An 18,389-nucleotide genomic window follows, 5' to 3' on the forward strand; every position below is an offset into this window, starting at 1 on the left:
GGCGCGCCGTGGGCCCCTGGACGAGTGACCGCATTGCGCCAACCCGCGCACCCTCCGGAGGCGGGCCGCGCCGGGGCGGCTGATGCTCGCGGTGCGGGGCGGAGGGGCCGCCGCGCGCCGGAGGTGATGGCATGTCAGGCAGGCTGCTGCGGTGGGTGGGTACGGGGGCGGCGGTCGGGGCGTTGCTGACGACGGCTTCACCGGCGTACGCCGTGCCGGAGCCGTCAGGCCCCGGGGAGCGCCCGGTCTCCGAACTCCTGACGGACCTTCAGGAGCTGTACCGCAAGGCCGAGGAGTCGACGGAGACGTACAACGCGACCGAGGAGAAGCTGAAGGAACAGCGCGCCGAGGTCACCCGCCTGAACGGCAGCCTGGCCCGCGCGAGGACCTCGGTGCACGACAGCCGGGGCGCGGCGGGCCGCTTCGCGCGCCAGCAGTACCAGGGCAGGACGAACATCTCCCCCTACGTGCACCTCCTGCTCGCCCGCAACCCGCAGCAGGCGCTCGACCAGGGGCATGTGATCGGGCGGGTGGCGGCGGAGCGGGCCGCGACGGTGGAGCGTCTGGTCGGCGGCGAGAAGACGGCGTCCACGCTCGCGGCCGGCGCCAGGAGCGCCCTGGAGACCCAAGTCGCCCTCGCCGCGCGGCAGAAGGAGGCGCGCGACACGGTCAAGGGGCAGCTCAAGGAGGTCGAGGAGCTGCTGGCCTCGCTGAGCACGGAGCAGCTTGCGGAGCTGGCGCGGGCCGAGGAGGAGGGGATGGCCGCGGCGCAGCGCAAGTTCCTGGCGTCGGGCTCCCTGAGCGGAGCTGCGGGTTCCGCGGGCTCCGCGCCGTCCCGGCCGCCGTCCCGGCGAGGGGACGAGGCGCTGGACTACGCCGTGCGGCAGATCGGGAAGCCGTACAAGTGGGGCGCGGAGGGCCCCGCGTCCTTCGACTGCTCGGGGCTCACCCAACAGGCGTGGGCGGCGGCGGGCAAGGAGATCCCGCGCACCTCGCAGGAGCAGTGGGCACAGCTCCGGCGGGTCTCGCTGCGGAAGCTGCGGCCGGGTGACCTGGTCGTCTACTTCCCCAAGGCCACGCATGTGGCGCTGTACCTGGGCGACGGCATGGTCATCCAGGCCCCGCGCCCCGGAACCCGGATCAAGGTCTCCCCCATCGCGGCGAACCCCCTCCTGGGAGCGGTACGCCCGGACCCCAAGGCGGATCCCATGAAGGGCTACGTCCCGCCGAAGCTGCCTCGCGGGGCGATGAAGGGCGGGGACAAGGGCTACGGCAGGGCGGGCGCGCCGCCTGCGTAGCCTTTGCCGCACAGACTTTCCGCCCGCCTACCCGCCCGAATGGTCCGTAGCGCGGGCTAGCCCGCCAGGCCCGTCAGGTACGCGCCCGTCTTCTCCGGCTCAGAGAAAACGGCCCCCAGTCCGTCAGGCTCTCTACCAGCAGGTTTCCCCCAACTGGCAGCCCCATGACGGGCCGTGGGCCGCCTATGGGCCGTCAGAGCGATCGAGACGCCCTGTCGTAGACGGCCGCGACAGCCGTTCGCGTCCGCTCCTGGCTGCTCGGCATGAGGTGCGCGTAGATCCTCAGAGTCAGGGCCGCGTTGCTGTGTCCAAGGTACTCACTGACGGCCTTGATGTTCTCGCCACCGCCTAGGAGTGCCGAGGCGTAGACGTGCCTCAGCGCGTGCATGCCGTGCTCGCGCGCCGCCGTGTAGTCGTCGCCCTTCGTCTGTGGCGCGGGGATGACTCCGGCTTCGACGAGAGCGGGCTTCCATGCAGTTTCGTTCAGGGTCGTGCGCCACACGTGGTTGCCGATGGGGGCAGTGTCACTTTGGGCCCATCAGGGGTCTTCCAGGGCAAGGTGACCTTGAGCGGCGGGAACTGCTTCATGTGGGCCTTGAGCGCGTCAGCCACGGGCCCTGGCAAAGGATGCGCGCCAATTCCGCGAGCATGTCGATTCGCGGCGGCTTCCTGCGGCCGGTCTCTGCCTTCGCGAGCCAGTCAGTGCTACGGCCGACTAGTCCGGCCAGCACCTCTTGCGTGTAGCCGCGACGCTTCCGGTAGAACGCGATGCGCTCGCCGATGCTGAGGTGGATCTCCAAGACCACGCATGGGGTGCTGCCTCCTGCTGTTGGTAGGGGCGTGTTTCACGGTACAGAGCCGGTCAGGCGGCGGGAAGATGTTCCTGATGCCCGCCGTCCCTACAAGCTTGATGGACCCAAGCGGGAGAGACCCGGACGGAATATCCGGGTCTCTCTCTAGGTCAGCGCCGCCAGCTTGGGAGAGGCTCGGTATTCGCGGGACGCGAGGCAGAGGCGGATGCGGATGCGGATGCGGATGCGGAAGAACCCGACATCAAATGCCCGCTGAGATTCACTAGATTTTTAGCTCGGACTTCACAAGATCTCGGAATCTTTCAGCGAGATCGTTCATCCTGGTTAGATCATCACCATCAGCAGCTTCTCGCCACTCGTAGATGAACTCTCGCGCCTCGTCACTGCCAAACGCAAAAAGACCAATCAATGCATCGACGCTCATCTCGATACGCCTTTCTGTGGTCCAGTACTGCTCTAACTCGTGGAGCCTGGCGGTCTGATTCGTCTGCTCATACTCCAAGCGTTGCAGCTCTAAATAAGCTGCTCGCATGACCGCGAAGTAGGCATCTCTCCGTTCATTGCGGAGGCGCGCGTACTGTTCCGCTTGTTGCGATTGTGCGACCATGCGCTCCGTATGCGATCTACCTTGTGCGCCAGCCAGCCATGTGAAGAACACCCCTGTGGCTCCCGATACACCGGTAATGAGGGGTGCTATCCATTCCCATCCCATACATTCATGGTGCCGTCTGATAACCGCCTCAAGCCCCCTTGTTCGCATCCTCCACAGTCGGTGCTGACACCGGCGAAAAACCTTGATCGCCACGCTAAGGACCTTCGCGATGTCGTCGTCGAGGGCACGAACATCGAAGTCCAAGGCGGTGGACTCATGCGGACGTACTTGGACGCCTTGAAGCTCGCGCATGCCGCGATGCGGGCGGATATAGGCGCAGACCTCATCAGCTGATCGAGGTGCGTTTCCACCAGTCCACCAAGCTTCGATGAGATCGCTCAACCTTCGGCGAGAAGGGACACGAGTGGCCTGCGACGGCAATTGTCGAGGGTTGCAATCGAGCGTTGACCGTTGAGCGTCGGTGGCTACGAAGTAGGTACACAGATGCGCAACCATGCCCCGCGGTATGGGCATGTACCGGGTATGGAGACGCCGCATCCGATCCGCCGCACCCGCGAGGCACTGATATTTCGCCGCGCTGAATGGAACGCCCGGTCTCTTCTTGACCGGCGGCGAGACAGGGTGAGGCAGAAGGCCAGGGCCCGCCGGTGGGGCATGGTCGTGCTCATCGTGGTCGGTGCGCTGGCCTTAGTCGTCGGTCTGCCATGGCTGGTGTGGCAGGGACCCTACACACTCGATAGCAAGCACCTGGACGATGATGAACTAGCAAAGGGGTCGGCTGCCCTGGTCACCGGCCTACGCACCGCGTTAGTCGCCTGCGTCGCCGCCCTCGGTGCCGGTTTCGCTCTGTTCTACACCGCCCGCACCTACCGCCTCACCCGACGTGGCCAGATCACCGAACGCTTCACCAAAGCTCTGGAACGCCTCGGTTCGCAGCAGCAGTACGTACGCATCGGCGGCATCCTCGCCCTGGAACAGATCATCCAAGACGCACCCGAGCAAGCCGCCACTGACGCCGCCCGCGTCCTGGGCCACTTCATCCGCGACCGAGCCCCACAGGCCATACCCGTCACCCCGGCGCCAGCCCCCGAGGGAAGCGCACCTGCGTCGGCATCCCCGACTCCTGAAGAACCCCCTCCAGAGCCGGACGCCGACGTCCAGGCAGCCCTCACCGCCCTCACTCGCGCGGAATCACGCACCCACGTTGACCCACGCGAAGTACTAGACCTCCACGGACTCCATCTCGCTGGCGCACAACTACACCAAGCCGACCTCACTGAGGCCAACCTGACCGAAGCAACGCTCACTGAGGCCAACCTGACCCGGGCGACGCTCACCAAGGCCGACCTGACCGATGCGAACCTCACCGAGGCTGATGTGGCCTACGCGACGCTCGCCAACGCTTACCTAATCGATGCGACGCTCAACGGGGCCAATCTGACCGATGCGAACCTCACCGATGCCGACCTGCGCGGTGCGAGGCTCAACGGGGCCAGTCTGACCGATGCGAACCTCACCGATGCCGACCTGACCGATGCGACGCTCAGCAGGGCCGACCTGACCGGGGCGGAGCTCAACGGGGCCCACCTGGACGGGGCAAAGCTCACCAAGGCCCGCTTGAACGGGGCAAAGCTCACCAAGGCCTATCTCCGCGGTGCGAGGCTCAACGGGGCCAACCTGACCGGGGCGATACTCACCGAGGCCCATCTGGAGGGGGCAAAGCTCGCCACAGCCTTCCTGAGCGATGCGAAGCTCACTAAGGCTGACCTGCGCGGTGCAACGCTCACCGGAGCCCACCTGGACGGTGCGACACTCACCGAAGCCGACCTGCGCAACACGAAGCTCACCGAAGCCGACCTGCGCAACACGAAGCTCACCAAGGCCGACCTAGGTGGGGCGATACTCACCGAGGCCAAGCTGCACGGGGCAGTACTCACCCGGGCCAAGCTGCACGGGGCGGACCTCTCGCATGTTCGAGGGCTCACTCAGCCACTTACAAAAGCGCAGACCGACGAGAAGACCGTCCTGCCGCCCGCGCGACAGCAGCTGGCGACACCATGACTGATCATCCCGAAAATCGTTACGGGCGGTCCTGGTCAAACTCCAATGGCGCCCACTGAACATCCACTGACAAGGACTGCGCACGCTACTCGACCGGATCTTCCTGCCCATGCCGGACGGCCTTCTTCACGGCCTGCTCGACCTCGTTTCGCGGCTGTCCGGTCGCCTCCGCGTGCGCTGTAACGGCCGCCTGGAACGTGACGGAGGCGTCGTACCAGCGACGCCACTGCGCCGCATACTCCTCAGCATCCAGGCCCGCGAGCCCCGCGCGGGTGTCCTCGGCGGAACGTTCCGGCTTGATCAATTCATCGGAGATGTCTGCCACGAACGGATCTTAAGTGGGCGGCGACGAGGTGTGCGTCAACCTGCGGGACGCAGCCTAGCCGCCCTGGAGGGCACAACGCCTTCAGGCGGGTTCAACGGCAACCAACGCCATTTAGCCTGGTCAGCGGCATACCTTGACAGTCTCCGCAGAGAATGCCCGAAGGGGCAGCACCCCCGCACAGGGTGCTGCCCCTTCTTGGTGAACCGGAGCCGATACCGGGCCGTCTGTGGGCCGTCAAAGGGCGGCCCACAACGACCAAGGACGACCAGCAGCCACGGCTACACCGCAGGTCAGGCGACCGTCAGGCCCCGGAGAGCGAGCCCAGGTACGCGCCCGTCTTCTCCGGCTCATAGAAGAAGTTCTCGAAGTCCGACGGGTCGTTGAAGCCGTTTGCGAAGCGGTCTGCCGCCGGCTGGAGCTGGCCCGCCGCGCCGATCAGGTTCAGGACGTGCTCCGGCGGCGGCGACAGCATCGCGTTCGTCCACTTGGTGACGTGCTGAGCCGTCTCCCAGTACCGGTCGAACGTCGACTGCATCCAGTCCGCGTCGAACGGCTTGTCGCCGTGCGTGATGATCGAGTCGAGGTACGAAGCCGCGCACTTCGAGGCCGAGTTGGACCCCTGGCCCGTGATCGGGTCGTTCGCGACGACCACGTCCGCGACGCCCAGGACGAGGCCGCCGCCCGGCAGCTGGCCGATCGGCTTGCGCACCGTCGGCGCGTAGCGTCCGGACAACGTGCCGCCCGCGTCGGTCAGTTCGACCTTGGTCGCCCGCGCGTACTCCCACGGCGTGAACTTCTCGAGGAGTTCGAGGGTCAGCGCCAGGTGTTCCGAGGGGTCCTTGACGCCCTGGAACGCGTCCAGCGGGCCGCCCGGCACGCCCTCCCAGAACAGGATGTCCGCACGCCCGGACGTGGTGAGGGTCGGCATGACGAAGAGTTCGCCCACGCCCGGCACCAGGTTGCACCGCACCGCGTCGAACTCGGGGTGCTCGGGCCGCGGGCCCATCCCGTGGACGTACGCGACGGCCAGCGCGCGCTGCGGGGTGTCGTAGGGGGAGCGAGCGGCGTCGCGCTCGAACATCGAGACCAGTTCGCCCTTGCCCGCGGAGACGAGCACCAGGTCGTAGGTGCGGGAGAAGTAGTCGAGGTCCGAGACCGCCGCACCGTGGATGACCAGCTGGCCGCCCCGCTGCGCGAACGTCTCCATCCAGCCCGCCATCTTCACGCGCTGGTCGACGGACTGGGCGTAACCGTCCAGCTTGCCGACCCAGTCGATCACGCGGGACGAGTCGGGTCCCGCGACCGAGACGCCGACGCCCTCGATCTTCGGGGCCTGGGACTCCCAGAAGTTCACCTTCAGGTCCCGCTCGTGCTGCAGCGCCGTGTGGAACATGCACTGCGTGGACATCACACGGCCGGACCGGACCTCGTCCGCCGTGCGGTTGGACATCAGGGTGACCTCGTACCCCTGCGACTGGAGTCCGAGGGCGATCTGGAGCCCGGCCTGACCGGCTCCGACGACGAGTATCTTCCGCATGCGGCTGCTTCTCCTACGGGGGTACTGAGAACTGAAGAGTTATTCGGGGGTTGCTGCCAGGGCGTGGCCCACCAGCGAGAGCAGCGACTCGATGACCGAGATCCGCTGCCGCGCGTCCATGATCAGCACCGGTATGTGCGGCGGGATCGTCAGCGCCTCACGGACGTCCGCGGGCTCGAACTCCTCGGTGCCGTCGAAGTGGTTGACGGCGACGATGTACGGCAGACCGCAGCTCTCGAAGTAGTCGAGCGCGGGGAAGCAGTCGGAGAGCCTGCGGGTGTCGGCGAGGACCACGGCGCCGATCGCGCCGCGCACCAGGTCGTCCCACATGAACCAGAAGCGCTGCTGCCCCGGCGTACCGAAGAGGTACAGCACGAGGTCGTCGTCGAGCGTGATCCGGCCGAAGTCCATGGCGACCGTGGTCGTGGTCTTGTCCGGGGTCGACGTGAGGTCGTCCGTGTCCTCGCTCGCCTGCGTCATCAGCGCCTCCGTCTGGAGGGGCGTGATCTCGGAGACCGCGGTGACCAGGGTCGTCTTGCCCACGCCGAAGCCGCCCGCCACCACGATCTTCGTCGCGATCGGGGCCCGGGTGCGGTCCGTCTGCCAGGCTTGGAGGTTCTCGTCCGGGTCGGGGCCCGGGTGGCGGAGTTCAGAGACGGCGGAGTCCACTCAGCACCCTTTCCAGCAGTGCGCGGTCCGGCTGTCCCGGGCCGTGGCCCGTTCCGTACACGCGGATCTTTCCCTGGTCTGCGAGGTCGCTCAGCAGGACGCGGACCACGCCGAGCGGCATCTTCAGAAGCGCGGCGATCTCGGCGACCGTACGCATACGGCGGCAGATCTCGACGATGGCCCGCATCTCCGGCATGACACGCGCGGTGGCATTGCCCTGCGGCAGTTCGAGGCGCTCCTCGGGGGCTTCGAGGGCGGCGACGAACGTCTCCACCAGCAGGACGTGGCCGAAGCGGGTGCGCCCGCCGGTGAGCGAGTAAGGCCGTACGCGGGCGGGTTTGCGGTCGCCGCCGCGCTGGGGCAGCTTGCCGGGCTTACTGCTCATCGGACGCTCTCCATCGACTGGCGCAGCTCACTGCGGAGTTCGGGGGTGAGGACATGCCCGGCGCGGCCGACGAAGAGCGCCATGTGGTACGCGACGACGCTCATGTCGCAGTCCGGGGTGGCGTGCACGCCGAGCAGCGAGCCGTCGCTGATCGACATCACGAAGAGGCTGCCTTCCTCCATGGCGACGACGGTCTGCTTGACCGGTCCCGCGTCCATCAGCTTGGAGGCGCCGATGCACAGCGAGCCGAGGCCCGAGACGATGGTGGCGAGGTCCGCGCTCGACCCCTTGGGGCCCGAACTGTTGTCCACCGTCGGCGCGTTGTTCCGCGCGGGGTCCGAGGAGAGCAGGAGCAGTCCGTCGGAGGAGACCACCGCCACCGACAGGAGACCCGGCACCTCCTCGACGAGGTTCGTCAGCAGCCAGTGCAGGTTGCGTGCTTCGCTGCTCAGTCCGAACGCCGCGGCGGAACCACCGGCGGTGGAGCTGCCGGTGGAAGTACTGCCGGTGGAAGAACTGGGCGAGCGCATGGGCGCAGTCAACTACTTGCCTCCTCGACTGTGTCCCCCATGTTTTCGGTCTCTTCGGTACGTTCGTTCAGCTCGGCCTCCACGTCGCGACGGCCGCTGATGGCCCCCTGGTGGAAGCCCCCGAGACGCTTGCGCAGCGCTTCGGCGTCGACGGAGCTGCGCGCCTTGGGCACGGTCGGCTCGGGCGCGGTGATCTTGGGCGTGCGCTTCGGAAGCCCCTTGTCCGTGACGCGCTCCCACTTGGGGGCGGGGGCGGCTTCGGCCTCCGGCGCGGGGGCGGGCTCGGCTTCGGCCTCCGGGGCCTCGTCGACCGCCGGAAGGGCAAGCTCCATGGTCGTCTCGGGCGAAGGCTCGGGCTCGGGCTCGGGCGCAGGCTCGGGCTCGGGCGCAGGCTCGGGCTCAGCCTCCCGCACGGCATGCTCCGCAGCCGCGATCAGCGGATCCTCGACAGCGGCCCCCGCGTCGGCGGGCGACGCGGCAGCGGCAGGCGCCGCACGCCCCGGCAGCACATTGGAGTTGGCCTCGGCCTCCGAGCCCGGAAGGTGCAGGGCGGGCGCCCCGCCGGGAACAGGCACGCCGACCGGCGGCGCACCCACCGCCGGCGCCGCCGCGAGGATCGACTTCGGCAGGACCACGACCGCCGCGACCCCGCCCTGCTTCTGCTCGCGCAGGCGGACCCGGGCCCCGTGCCGCGCGGCGAGCCGGGCCACGACATAGAGGCCGAGCCCGAGCCCGTCCCCGGTCTCCTGGTCGTACGCGTCGTCCGGACGGAACTCCGCGAGGCGGGAGTTGAGCTCGTCCATGCGGTCCGTGGTGACCCCTATGCCCTCGTCCTGCACGGAGAGCATGACCTCGCCGCTCTCCAGGAGCCAGCCGGAGACCTCGACGGAGGCGTCCGGCGGCGAGAACGAGGTCGCGTTCTCCAGGAGCTCGGCGACCAGATGGCTGATGTCGTCCGCGGCGAAGCCCGCGACGTGCGCGTGCGGCGGCAGCGTGGCGATGCGCACGCGCTCGTACCGCTCGATCTCGGAGACGGCGGCGCGCACGACGTCGACCAGCGGGACCGGGCCGGGGTGCTGGTGGCCGTGTTCGGCGCCCGCCAGGACGAGGAGGTTCTCGCTGTGGCGGCGCATGACCGTGGCGAAGTGGTCGAGCTTGAAGAGCGTGGCGAGGCGGTCGGGGTCCTGCTCGCGGTCCTCGAGGTTCTCGATGACGGCGAGCTGCCGCTCGACCAGGCCGAGGGTGCGCAGGGCCAGGTTCACGAACGTGCCGTGGATGGACTGGCGCACCCGCTCCAGGTGGGCGGAGGCCTCGGCCAGTTCGGCGCGCAGCGTCTCGCGCTCGTCGGCCATGGACTGGCGCTGCCCGATGAGGTGCTTGCGGTCGGCTTCGAGCGTGGTCAGGCGCTCGGTGAGGGCGGCCGCGTGCTCGTGCAGCGCGTTGACGGACCGTACGACCTGGGCGAACTCGTCGTCGCGGCCCGTGAAGCGGATCGGTTCCTGGGGCGCGGGCTCGGTGGCCAGGCGGGCCGAGCCGATGCGCAGGACGGCGAGCGGACGGGTCAGGCTGCGGGCCATGCCCATGGAGACGCCGACCGCGACGAGCAGCGTGACGCCGATGAGCGCGACGCGGATCTCAAGGGCCGTCACGTCGTCGTCGCGCAGCTTGGCGAGGTCCTTGGTGCGCTGCACCGTGAGCGCGGACTCGGCGCCGCGCATCATCTCGATGCGGGCGGAGAGCGCGGCGTCGAGCTTCTTGCGGTCGTATCCGCGCTCGGCGGTGGAGAGCGTGGGCTGGTCGGTGAGACGGGTGAGGTACTTCTCCGCCGTCGTCACCTCGTGGCCGGTGACCGTCGAGTCGTACGTCGTGCGGGCGCCGTCCGTGGCCGCGTCCCGGAAGTCGGCGATGGCGGCCTGCTCGCGGAGGTGGGCCTGCTGGCCCGCGGCGCTGAGGCCGTCGCGGCGCCTGCTGTCGGCGGAGGACTCGTCGACCACGGTGGTGGGCAGGCCGGTGACGGGGTCGACGGTGGTGCTCGTCTCGGTGGAGCTCGGGACGGCGAGAGCGGCCAGGAGGAGGCCGCGGGAGCTCGCCGCCTGTTCGACGGCGTGGTCGAGGTCGGCGAGGGCGTAGGCGCCGGAGCCCGCGCGGGGCGGGGTCTGCTCGGCGAGTTCACGGGTGAGGCCGTGCAGTTCGGTGATGACGTCCGAGTACGCCGTGTGCGCTTCCAGAGCGGTGCTCTTGCCGGTGAGCGCCGCTCTGCGGACGGCGCCGATGTCGGCGAGGTCCGCCCGCAGACCGGCGGGCGCGTCGGCCGTGCGCAGCTCCTCGATCTGGCGGTCCACGCGGGCGCTGCGGCTCTCGGAGAGCCCCTTGCCCTGCGGGCGGCCCGCCGCGATGAAGGAGGTGACCTCGTCGCGCTCGTCGGCCAGGGAGTGCCCGAGGGAGACGGCGTCCTGGGTGCGCTCGGCGAGGGTCACCAGACTCTGCGCGTCACTCAGTTGACCGGAGGCGGCGACGATGGCGGGCGCTCCGGCCCCGGCGATCGCTGCGGCCACGACGGCGACGGCGACGATCAGCCGGTTGCGTACGCGCTTGGTGGGCTTGGAGTTGACCGACTTCACGGGCTTCGAGGGTCCGTCGGCGGGCTTCACCGGCTTCGACGCGCCGTCAGCGGGCTTCGACGCGCCACCGGCGGGCTTCGGGCCGTCAGGAGCCGTCACGCCGGGGGCCGTCACGCCGGGGGCCGTCGCACCGGGGGCCGTCTGCTCTCCCGCCGTGTGCTCGGGGTTCTCTCCCGCTGTGGGCTCGGACGAGCGCTCTGTAGGGGTGGTCGCGCCCGGCGTGGCCCCTTCGGGAGCCGTCTGCTTGCCCTTGCGCCCAGGCCGCATCTTCTGCACCGGTGCTCGCATTCTTGTTTTTCGTCTGCCCATGGGCCCGGGTGACGATCCGTCAACACACGCGCCCCCCGGTACGGCTCCTGACCCTTCCAGTGCCGATGGGTGGCAGTCGTGCATCACATGCCTGGCCACCCGAAGGAGTGAACATCGGCGGGGAGTTGGCGAGCAAGTCCCCGCCGGACCCGAAAGTCTCGGCCACGGTGCGCCGGTTGGACGTCGACCGCAGGCTTTGGCAGGATGCGCCGCCACACGCCGACGGAAGCGATCATTCCGACTGAAATCCGGCGTCTGACCTGCTGGTCCCGGCCAACCCCCGCCCAAATGCGGCCTCCGGATGACCTTGTGAAGGCCTCGTGCAGACTGGCCGAATGCGTATCGAACTCGCCACCGAGCCCGGAGACCCCGCCCGCCTCAACGAGGACTATGCCGCGGTGACGCTTCCCGCGGCCGGACAAGGCGGATCGCTCGTCCTTCTCGACGGGGTGACTCCACCTGCCGGAGATGACGGCTGTCTGCATTCCGTCCCTTGGTTCACGGCGCGACTCGGGGGCGCACTGGGAGAACTGTCCGTTTCGCGACGGGATATGACGCTCGCTGAGATCCTCGCGGCGGCGATCGTGCGCACCGCGGACGCCCATGGTCAAACCTGTGACCTTTCTCACCCGCGTACGCCTCAGGCCACCGTGGTTCTGGTGCGTTGGGACGACGAACGGGTCGAGCATCTCGTCCTGTCCGACTCCGCGCTCCTGGTGGCGGGCCCGGACGGCCAGGTCACCCCGGTGCTCGACGAGCGCCTCGCGGAACTGCCGCCGCGGATCCGCGCGCTGCGCGACGAGGTCCGCGCGCTGCCGCGCGGCTCCGCCGAACGCGAGGTCGCGGGCCGCGCGTACGGCGCCGCGGTCGAGGCCCTGCGGAACGCGGAGGACGGCTTCTTCACGGCGGCCGCGGATCCGTCGGCGGCCACGCGGGCGGTCACCGGCACCTGGCCGCGCGCCGAGGTGACGGCGGTGGCGGCCCTGACGGACGGGGTCGGCCGCTGGGTGGAGACGTTCCGCGCGGGCGACTGGGCGGAGTGCTTCGCGCTGCTGCGGAAGGACGGTCCGCAGCGTCTGGTGGACCGGGTGCGGGAGCTGGAGCGGGCCGACCCGGAGGGCAGGGAGTTCCCCCGAGGCAAACGGCACGACGACGCGGCGGTGGTGTACGCGGAGTTCTAGGAGTTGGGGAACGGGCTGATCGCTGGGTGACGGGTGGGCGGGCGGGAAGAATCCGCCGCGAAGCGGCGGTTCAAAGACACGCCCCCTCAAGCCTCAGCGGAAGCGTTCAGCTGCCGCAGCAAGCGGGCGAGTTCCGCCACCTCCACCCGGTCCCACCCGGCCAGCTGCCGCACGTACCGCTCCCGCCGGGCCGCCCGCACCGTACGGAACCGCGTCCCGCCCTCCTCCGTCAGGTGGACGAGCCAGGCCCGCCCGTCGGCGGGGTCGGGCTCGCGGGCGACGAGCCCGAGCTCCTCGAGGGCGCGCAGCTGACGGCTCATCGTCGCCTTGCCGACGCCGATGTACGCGGCGAGATCCGTGGCCCGCTGCGGGCCCGAGTCGTCGAGGCAGACCAGGAGTCCGTACGCGGCGGGCTCCAGGTCGGGGTGGACCTGGCGCGCCATCTCCCCGGACGAGGCACGCGCCCGGCGCAGGAGCAGGCTCAACTCCCGCTCCAGGGAGAGGAACTCGCGGTCGACCCCCCTGCTCACGTCGACCCCCCTGTTCACGCCGACTCCGCCGTTGTTCTCGCCCTCGTGCACTTCAGCACCCATGGCACGCTTTCTTTCCGGATCGGATCAGTTTTCCGCCCCGCACGGCGGCAGACATCCGCGTCGGCCCATCGCCGCAGCTGGACCAGTATTTCGTAACGTCACGCGAGGCCACGCCGTGGACACCGCCGCTGGAGTAGACCAACGGCAGACACCGGACCCCCTTCCCAGTCACGGGTCTACGTGCGTAGCGTCATGAGTGACATGTTCACACCACGAACGTGTCGACAGGTCCCCCCACGAGCTCCATCGAGCTCATTCGAGGCCTTCGGAGGCACGCACATGCCCGTGCACAGACCCGGAACGCCCCGCCGCTCTCGCTGGTCAGCGGCCGGAATCCTGCTCTCAGTCCTCTCCGCCCTCTCCCTCCTCCTCACCCTGCCGGGCGCCGCACAGGCCGCCGGCGGCGACGACACCCCGGCCCGCGGTTCGGCCCGCATGGGCCAGGGCGTCGTCAAGCACGACGGGCAGGGCAGTCTGCCGCCCTCCGGTGACGCCGTACAGACCGAAGGCGTCGACGTCAGCAGTCACCAGGGCAACGTCGCCTGGGCCACGCTCTGGAACAGCGGCGTGAAGTGGTCCTACGTGAAGGCCACCGAGGGGACGTACTACAAGAACCCCTACTTCGCCCAGCAGTACAACGGCTCGTACAACGTGGGCATGATCCGCGGCGCCTACCACTTCGCGACGCCCGACACGACGAGCGGCGCCACCCAGGCCAACTACTTCGTGGACAACGGCGGCGGCTGGTCGCGCGACGGCAAGACGCTGCCGGGCGCGCTCGACATCGAGTGGAATCCGTACGGGGCGGCCTGCTTCGGCAAGTCGCAGTCCGCGATGGTCACCTGGATCCGTGACTTCCTGAACCAGTACAAGGCTCGCACCGGGCGCCACGCCGTCATCTACACGGCCACCAGCTGGTGGAAGCAGTGCACGGGCAACTACGGCGGCTTCGCCGTGAACAACCCGCTCTGGATCGCCCGCTACAACACCTCGCCGGGCGAACTGCCGGCCGGCTGGGGCGTGCAGACGATGTGGCAGTACACCTCGACGGGCCCGACGGTCGGGGACCACAACAAGTTCAACGGCGCCCTGGACAGGGTCCAGGCGCTCGCCAACGGCTGAGCGCGCGCCCCGCGCGCGAGGGCCCGGAACCCCTTGCGGGGTCCCGGGCCCTCACTCACCGGCCACCTCCGTCACGCGGCGGCCGGAATCCTCACCTCGGCCTCGGTCAGCGCCAGTTCGAGCACCTGGCGGACGTCCGTCACCGGGTGCACGTCCAGCTTCTCCAGGATCTCCGCCGGGACGTCGTCCAGATCGGCCTCGTTCCGCTTCGGGATGATCACCGTGGTGATCCCGGCGCGGTGCGCGGCCAGCAGCTTCTGCTTGACGCCGCCGATCGGCAGGACGCGCCCGGTCAGCGAGACCTCACCGGTCATGGCCACATCCGTACGGACGAGACGGCCGCTGAGCAGCGACGCGAGTGCGGTCGTCATGGTGACGCCCGCGCTCGGCCCGTCCTTGGGCACCGCACCCGCCGGGAAGTGGATGTGCACGCCGCGTTCCTTCAGGTCGGCGACGGGCAGCTCCAGTTCGGCGCCGCGCGAGCGCAGGAAGGAGAGCGCGATCTGCGCGGACTCCTTCATCACGTCGCCGAGCTGACCGGTGAGGGTCAGTCCCGCGGCGCCGGTCTCCGGATCGGCGAGCGACGCCTCGACGAACAGGACGTCGCCTCCCGCGCCGGTGACCGCGAGCCCGGTCGCCACACCCGGCACCGCCGTGCGCCGCTCGGCCGGGTCCTGCGCCGACTCGGGCACGTGGTGCGGGCGCCCGATGAGCGCGCGCAGATTGTCCTCGCCGACGGTGAACGGCAGCTCCTGCTCGCCCAGTTCGTGCTGCGCCGCGACCTTGCGGAGCAGCCGCGCGACGGACCGCTCCAGGTTCCGTACGCCCGCTTCCCGGGTGTACTCCCCCGCGAGCTTGCGCAGCGCGCTCTCGTCCAGGGTCACCTCGTCGGTCTGCAGGCCCGCCCGCTCCAGCTGGCGCGGGAGCAGGTGGTCGCGGGCGATGACGACCTTCTCGTCCTCGGTGTACCCGTCGAGCCTGACCAGCTCCATGCGGTCGAGCAGCGCCTCGGGGATGGCCTCGATGACGTTCGCCGTCGCGAGGAACACGACGTCGCTCAGGTCGAGCTCGACCTCCAGGTAGTGGTCACGGAACGTGTGGTTCTGCGCCGGGTCGAGGACTTCGAGGAGGGCGGCGGCCGGGTCGCCCCGGAAGTCGGATCCCACCTTGTCGATCTCGTCGAGGAGCACGACCGGGTTCATGGACCCGGCCTCCTTGATGGCCCGCACGATCCGTCCGGGCAGCGCCCCCACGTACGTACGACGGTGTCCGCGGATCTCCGCCTCGTCGCGTACGCCGCCGAGCGCGACCCGCACGAACTTGCGCCCCATGGCGTGCGCGACGGACTCGCCCAGCGAGGTCTTGCCGACGCCGGGCGGACCGACGAGGGCGAGCACCGCGCCGCCACGACGGCCGCCGACGACCCCGAGGCCGCGGTCGGCACGCCGCTTGCGCACCGCGAGGTACTCGGTGATGCGCTCCTTCACGTCCTGAAGACCCGCGTGCTCGGCGTCGAGGATGTTCTGGGCGCCCTTGATGTCGTACTCGTCCTCGGTCCGTTCGTTCCAGGGGAGTTCGAGGACGGTGTCGAGCCAGGTCCTGATCCAGGAGCCCTCGGGCGACTGGTCGCTCGACCGCTCCAGCTTGTCGACTTCCTTGAGGGCTGCCTCGCGGACGTGTCCGGGGAGGTCGGCGGCCTCGACGCGGGTGCGGTAGTCGTCGGACTCCTCACCGTCCTGCTCGCCGTTGATCTCGCGCAGTTCCTTGCGCACGGCGTCGAGCTGGCGGCGCAGCAGGAACTCGCGCTGCTGCTTGTCGACGCCTTCCTGCACGTCCTTGGCGATCGACTCGGCGACGTCCTGCTCGGCGAGGTGCTCGCTCAGCTGCTCGGTGGCGAGCTTCAGGCGGGCGGCCGGGTCCTCGGTCTCCAGGAGCTCGATCTTCTGCTGGGTGGAGAGGAAAGGTGAGTAGCCGGAGTTGTCGGCGAGGGCGGAGACGTCCTCGATCGCCTGGACACGGTCGACGACCTGCCAGGCCCCGCGCTTCTTCAGCCAGCTCGTGGCGAGCGCCTTGTACTCCTTGACCAGCTCGACGACGGCTCCCGGCAGCGGGTCGGGCACGGTCTCGTCGACCTTGAGCCCCTCCACCCAGAGCGCGGCACCGGGCCCGGTCGTGCCGGCGCCGATCCGCACGCGGCCACGGCCGCGGATGAGGGCGCCGGGGTCGCCGTCGGAGAGGCGCCCGACCTGCTCGACGGTGCCGAGGACGCCGGTCGCGGCGTACGTCCCGTCGATGCGCGGAACAAGAAGGACCTGCGGCTTGCTGCTCCCATTGGAGCGTGCGGCCGCCTGGGCGGCCTCCACCGCGGCCCGTACGTCGGTGTCGGACAGGTCGAACGGAACCACCATGCCGGGCAGGACAACCTCGTCGTCGAGCGGCAGCACGGGCAGGGTGAGCGGTGTGGACGCCTTGGACTCAGTAGTCATGATCTCCCCTTCGGCATTCAAGTTGAGCTATGTGGACTCAATGCTCGTGAGTCCATGAATGTTCCCCGGGGGATGTTCGCTGTGAGCGATCACTTCGACACATGGGGATGCGGGGCGGAAACGGGGAGGGAACGCAGGCCCGTCAGGCGGCGGGCCTGCGCCAGATCCGCACCAGCGGCCAGGTCGCGACGCCGATCGACAGCGCGAGCAGATGGCCCCAGTTCGTCATCGGGTCCGTGAACGCGATCAGGTCGTCGATGAGCATGCCGCCGAACCCGGCGAGCACCAGCCACCGCAGCCACGGCCTGAACAGACCGGCGAGCGCGCCGACGCTCGCCGCGACGCCGAAGCTGATGCCGTAGTCGAGGCGGTGCAGAGAGCTGTCGGGCAGATGGCCCGCGAGGACCGAGAGGCCGACCGGGACCTCGGTCGCGAGGGTGGCCACGACATGGCCGAGCAGGAAGACGCCCGCCGTGCGCAGCGCGCCGATGCGGCGTTCCAGGGCGGTCAGGACCAACAGGAAGCCGATCGCGTACGGCGACGCGATGCCGCCCGCGATCCACAGCGCGCTGGCCACCAGGACGAGGAACGGCTCCTGCGTCAGGTGCGCCACGTCCGTGCTGGAGTGGCGGTGCAGGGCCGAGATCAGGGACGGGTCCGCGTACTGCGCCAGGAGCGACGTCAGGGTGAGGAGCGCGGCATAACCGAACGTGAAAGGCGTACCGGTGGGGGTCGGCAGCAGACGCCAGGGGCGCAGACCGCTCAGACGGTTCAGGCGGTTCAGGCGGCTCAGACGGTTCAGGCCGGACGCGGCTCCCCCGGCCGGGGATGCCGTACGCGCCTCATGGACTTCCGGAGCTTCGGGGGCGACCGCCTCGGGCCCGTGCTCCCGTTGCCGCGGGATGCCGTCGAGGCCGGGCGGGGCGATCTCCTCGGGTGCCGTGGGGGCAGCCGACGCACTCCGGTTCACGGTGAGGCGCTCCTTCCGTTCCGTCCACCCTTTGCCGTTATTTCGGGCGCTGTCTATGACCGGCGCCACGTGAGACACGAATCACATCAACCTCGCGGGCCGAATACGCGTCCGCACCGATCCGCGCTTCCCGAGTCTGCCCCGGTTCCGCCCCCATACGCTGGCGGCCATGCACACCCACACGACCACCCCCGTCGTCATCGACCGGCGTGAGGGGCCGTACGGCGAAGTCGTACTGCGGCGCCATGGTGCGCTTCTGCAGATCATCGCCAATGGCTGTTTCCTCATGGACACTTCGGACGGCCGCTCGGAGCGGCTGCTCGTCGACGCGGCGTACGACGCGCTGGACGGCCGCCCGAGGCCCAGCCTCCTCATCGGCGGCCTGGGCGTCGGCTTCTCCCTCGCCCACGCGGCGGCGGACCCGCGCTGGGGCCCCATCGCCGTCGTGGAGCGCGAGCGGGCCATCATCGACTGGCACTGCTCGGGAGCGGACGCCCCGCTGACCGGCCTCTCCGGGGCCGCGCTCGCCGATCCGCGCACGGAGATCCTGCACACAGATCTCGTGGCACACCTGCGCGGCACCGACTCCTCTCACGGCGCCCCGAGAACGTACGACGCGCTCTGCCTGGACATCGACAACGGTCCGGACTGGACGGTGACCGAGGACAACAACTCCCTCTATTCTCCGGCCGGTCTGGCGGCCTGTCAGGCTCGCCTCAACCCCGGCGGAGTGCTCGCCGTGTGGTCGGCCCAACCCTCGTCCGCTTTCGACGACGCTCTACGGAATGCCGGGTTCCAGTCGGTACGGACGGAAGAGGTGCCCGTTGCCCGAGGCGTACCCGACGTGGTTCATCTCGGCGTAAGCGCTGCGTAGCCG

Annotated in this window: 16 protein-coding genes and 1 pseudogene; 5 read left to right on the forward strand and 12 right to left on the reverse strand. The window is 69.5% G+C overall.

The window, feature by feature from the left end:
- Positions 1-131 precede the first annotated feature (131 nt).
- Entirely contained in the window at positions 132-1,298 is a 1,167-nt protein-coding gene (locus tag ABZ833_RS24725; RefSeq protein ID WP_361050121.1) for an NlpC/P60 family protein, read from the forward strand.
- Between the two features lie 193 nt (positions 1,299-1,491).
- On the opposite strand, the pseudogene ABZ833_RS24730 reads toward ABZ833_RS24725, so the two are convergent.
- The 3 genes and pseudogenes from ABZ833_RS24730 to ABZ833_RS24740 all read right to left on the reverse strand — a co-directional run.
- Positions 1,492-1,925: pseudogene (locus ABZ833_RS24730) on the reverse strand (tyrosine-type recombinase/integrase); the annotation flags it as partial.
- Entirely contained in the window at positions 1,883-2,104 is a 222-nt protein-coding gene (locus ABZ833_RS24735; RefSeq protein ID WP_361050124.1) for a helix-turn-helix transcriptional regulator, read from the reverse strand. The gene ABZ833_RS24735 and the pseudogene ABZ833_RS24730, both read right to left, overlap by 43 nt.
- 268 nt (positions 2,105-2,372) lie before the next feature.
- Positions 2,373-3,104: a hypothetical protein gene (locus ABZ833_RS24740; RefSeq protein ID WP_361050127.1), complete on the reverse strand. Its 732-nt coding sequence runs from the start codon at positions 3,102-3,104 to the stop codon at positions 2,373-2,375.
- Positions 3,105-3,245: 141 nt separating this feature from the next.
- On the opposite strand from ABZ833_RS24740, the gene ABZ833_RS24745 reads away from it, so the two are divergent.
- The gene (locus ABZ833_RS24745) at positions 3,246-4,784 is read left to right on the forward strand and encodes a pentapeptide repeat-containing protein (RefSeq protein ID WP_361050129.1); all 1,539 of its coding nucleotides are present in this window, start codon (positions 3,246-3,248) and stop codon (positions 4,782-4,784) included.
- Between the two features lie 85 nt (positions 4,785-4,869).
- Here ABZ833_RS24745 and ABZ833_RS24750 read toward each other — a convergent pair whose 3' ends face one another.
- The 6 genes from ABZ833_RS24750 to ABZ833_RS24775 form a co-directional block, all read right to left on the reverse strand.
- Positions 4,870-5,109, reverse strand: coding sequence for a hypothetical protein (locus ABZ833_RS24750; RefSeq protein WP_361050132.1), 240 nt, complete (start codon positions 5,107-5,109; stop codon positions 4,870-4,872).
- A gap of 301 nt (positions 5,110-5,410) precedes the next feature.
- The gene (locus tag ABZ833_RS24755) at positions 5,411-6,646 is read right to left on the reverse strand and encodes a styrene monooxygenase/indole monooxygenase family protein (protein WP_361050135.1); all 1,236 of its coding nucleotides are present in this window, start codon (positions 6,644-6,646) and stop codon (positions 5,411-5,413) included.
- A 39-nt stretch (positions 6,647-6,685) separates the two neighbouring features.
- Entirely contained in the window at positions 6,686-7,315 is a 630-nt protein-coding gene (locus ABZ833_RS24760) for an ATP/GTP-binding protein (RefSeq protein WP_249587786.1), read from the reverse strand.
- A complete protein-coding gene (locus ABZ833_RS24765; protein ID WP_249587787.1) occupies positions 7,296-7,700 on the reverse strand; it encodes a DUF742 domain-containing protein in 405 nt (134 codons plus the stop codon). The genes ABZ833_RS24760 and ABZ833_RS24765 overlap by 20 nt, the downstream gene beginning before the upstream one ends.
- A complete protein-coding gene (locus tag ABZ833_RS24770) occupies positions 7,697-8,230 on the reverse strand; it encodes a roadblock/LC7 domain-containing protein (protein WP_361050139.1) in 534 nt (177 codons plus the stop codon). Before ABZ833_RS24770 ends, ABZ833_RS24765 begins: the two co-directional genes overlap by 4 nt.
- 8 nt (positions 8,231-8,238) lie before the next feature.
- Positions 8,239-11,118: a nitrate- and nitrite sensing domain-containing protein gene (locus ABZ833_RS24775; RefSeq protein WP_361050803.1), complete on the reverse strand. Its 2,880-nt coding sequence runs from the start codon at positions 11,116-11,118 to the stop codon at positions 8,239-8,241.
- 377 nt (positions 11,119-11,495) lie between these two features.
- Here ABZ833_RS24775 and ABZ833_RS24780 point away from each other — a divergent pair, with 377 nt between their 5' ends.
- Positions 11,496-12,341, forward strand: a complete 846-nt coding sequence (locus ABZ833_RS24780) for a protein phosphatase 2C domain-containing protein (RefSeq protein WP_361050142.1) — start codon at positions 11,496-11,498, stop codon at positions 12,339-12,341.
- 86 nt (positions 12,342-12,427) lie between these two features.
- Here the strand turns inward: ABZ833_RS24780 and ABZ833_RS24785 are convergent, their stop codons facing one another.
- Entirely contained in the window at positions 12,428-12,934 is a 507-nt protein-coding gene (locus ABZ833_RS24785) for a MarR family transcriptional regulator (RefSeq protein ID WP_361050145.1), read from the reverse strand.
- Positions 12,935-13,213: 279 nt separating this feature from the next.
- Here ABZ833_RS24785 and ABZ833_RS24790 point away from each other — a divergent pair, with 279 nt between their 5' ends.
- Positions 13,214-14,056, forward strand: coding sequence for a lysozyme (locus tag ABZ833_RS24790; RefSeq protein WP_361050148.1), 843 nt, complete (start codon positions 13,214-13,216; stop codon positions 14,054-14,056).
- Between the two features lie 71 nt (positions 14,057-14,127).
- Here the strand turns inward: ABZ833_RS24790 and lon are convergent, their stop codons facing one another.
- Both lon and ABZ833_RS24800 read right to left on the reverse strand, forming a co-directional pair.
- Positions 14,128-16,542, reverse strand: coding sequence for an endopeptidase La (gene lon, locus ABZ833_RS24795; protein WP_361050151.1), 2,415 nt, complete (start codon positions 16,540-16,542; stop codon positions 14,128-14,130).
- Between the two features lie 142 nt (positions 16,543-16,684).
- A complete protein-coding gene (locus tag ABZ833_RS24800; protein ID WP_361050154.1) occupies positions 16,685-17,512 on the reverse strand; it encodes a rhomboid-like protein in 828 nt (275 codons plus the stop codon).
- A 169-nt stretch (positions 17,513-17,681) separates the two neighbouring features.
- Between ABZ833_RS24800 and ABZ833_RS24805 the strand changes: the two genes are divergently transcribed.
- Entirely contained in the window at positions 17,682-18,386 is a 705-nt protein-coding gene (locus tag ABZ833_RS24805; RefSeq protein WP_361050157.1) for a spermidine synthase, read from the forward strand.
- Positions 18,387-18,389 lie beyond the last annotated feature (3 nt).

The sequence above is a fragment of the Streptomyces sp. NPDC047525 genome (assembly GCF_040643025.1).
GTDB classification, from domain to species: domain Bacteria; phylum Actinomycetota; class Actinomycetes; order Streptomycetales; family Streptomycetaceae; genus Streptomyces; species Streptomyces durmitorensis.

What these genes read in the sequence shown, in the direction of transcription:
- ABZ833_RS24725 (WP_361050121.1), top strand. Translation starts at nt 132, where the DNA reads ATGTCAGGCAGGCTGCTGCGGTGGGTGGGTACGGGGGCGGCGGTCGGG.
- ABZ833_RS24745 (WP_361050129.1), top strand. Translation starts at nt 3,246, where the DNA reads ATGGAGACGCCGCATCCGATCCGCCGCACCCGCGAGGCACTGATATTT.
- ABZ833_RS24755 (WP_361050135.1), bottom strand. Translation starts at nt 6,646, where the DNA reads ATGCGGAAGATACTCGTCGTCGGAGCCGGTCAGGCCGGGCTCCAGATC.
- ABZ833_RS24765 (WP_249587787.1), bottom strand. Translation starts at nt 7,700, where the DNA reads ATGAGCAGTAAGCCCGGCAAGCTGCCCCAGCGCGGCGGCGACCGCAAA.
- ABZ833_RS24770 (WP_361050139.1), bottom strand. Translation starts at nt 8,230, where the DNA reads ATGCGCTCGCCCAGTTCTTCCACCGGCAGTACTTCCACCGGCAGCTCC.
- ABZ833_RS24775 (WP_361050803.1), bottom strand. Translation starts at nt 11,118, where the DNA reads ATGCGGCCTGGGCGCAAGGGCAAGCAGACGGCTCCCGAAGGGGCCACG.
- ABZ833_RS24780 (WP_361050142.1), top strand. Translation starts at nt 11,496, where the DNA reads ATGCGTATCGAACTCGCCACCGAGCCCGGAGACCCCGCCCGCCTCAAC.
- ABZ833_RS24785 (WP_361050145.1), bottom strand. Translation starts at nt 12,934, where the DNA reads ATGGGTGCTGAAGTGCACGAGGGCGAGAACAACGGCGGAGTCGGCGTG.
- ABZ833_RS24790 (WP_361050148.1), top strand. Translation starts at nt 13,214, where the DNA reads ATGCCCGTGCACAGACCCGGAACGCCCCGCCGCTCTCGCTGGTCAGCG.
- lon (WP_361050151.1), bottom strand. Translation starts at nt 16,542, where the DNA reads ATGACTACTGAGTCCAAGGCGTCCACACCGCTCACCCTGCCCGTGCTG.
- ABZ833_RS24805 (WP_361050157.1), top strand. Translation starts at nt 17,682, where the DNA reads ATGCACACCCACACGACCACCCCCGTCGTCATCGACCGGCGTGAGGGG.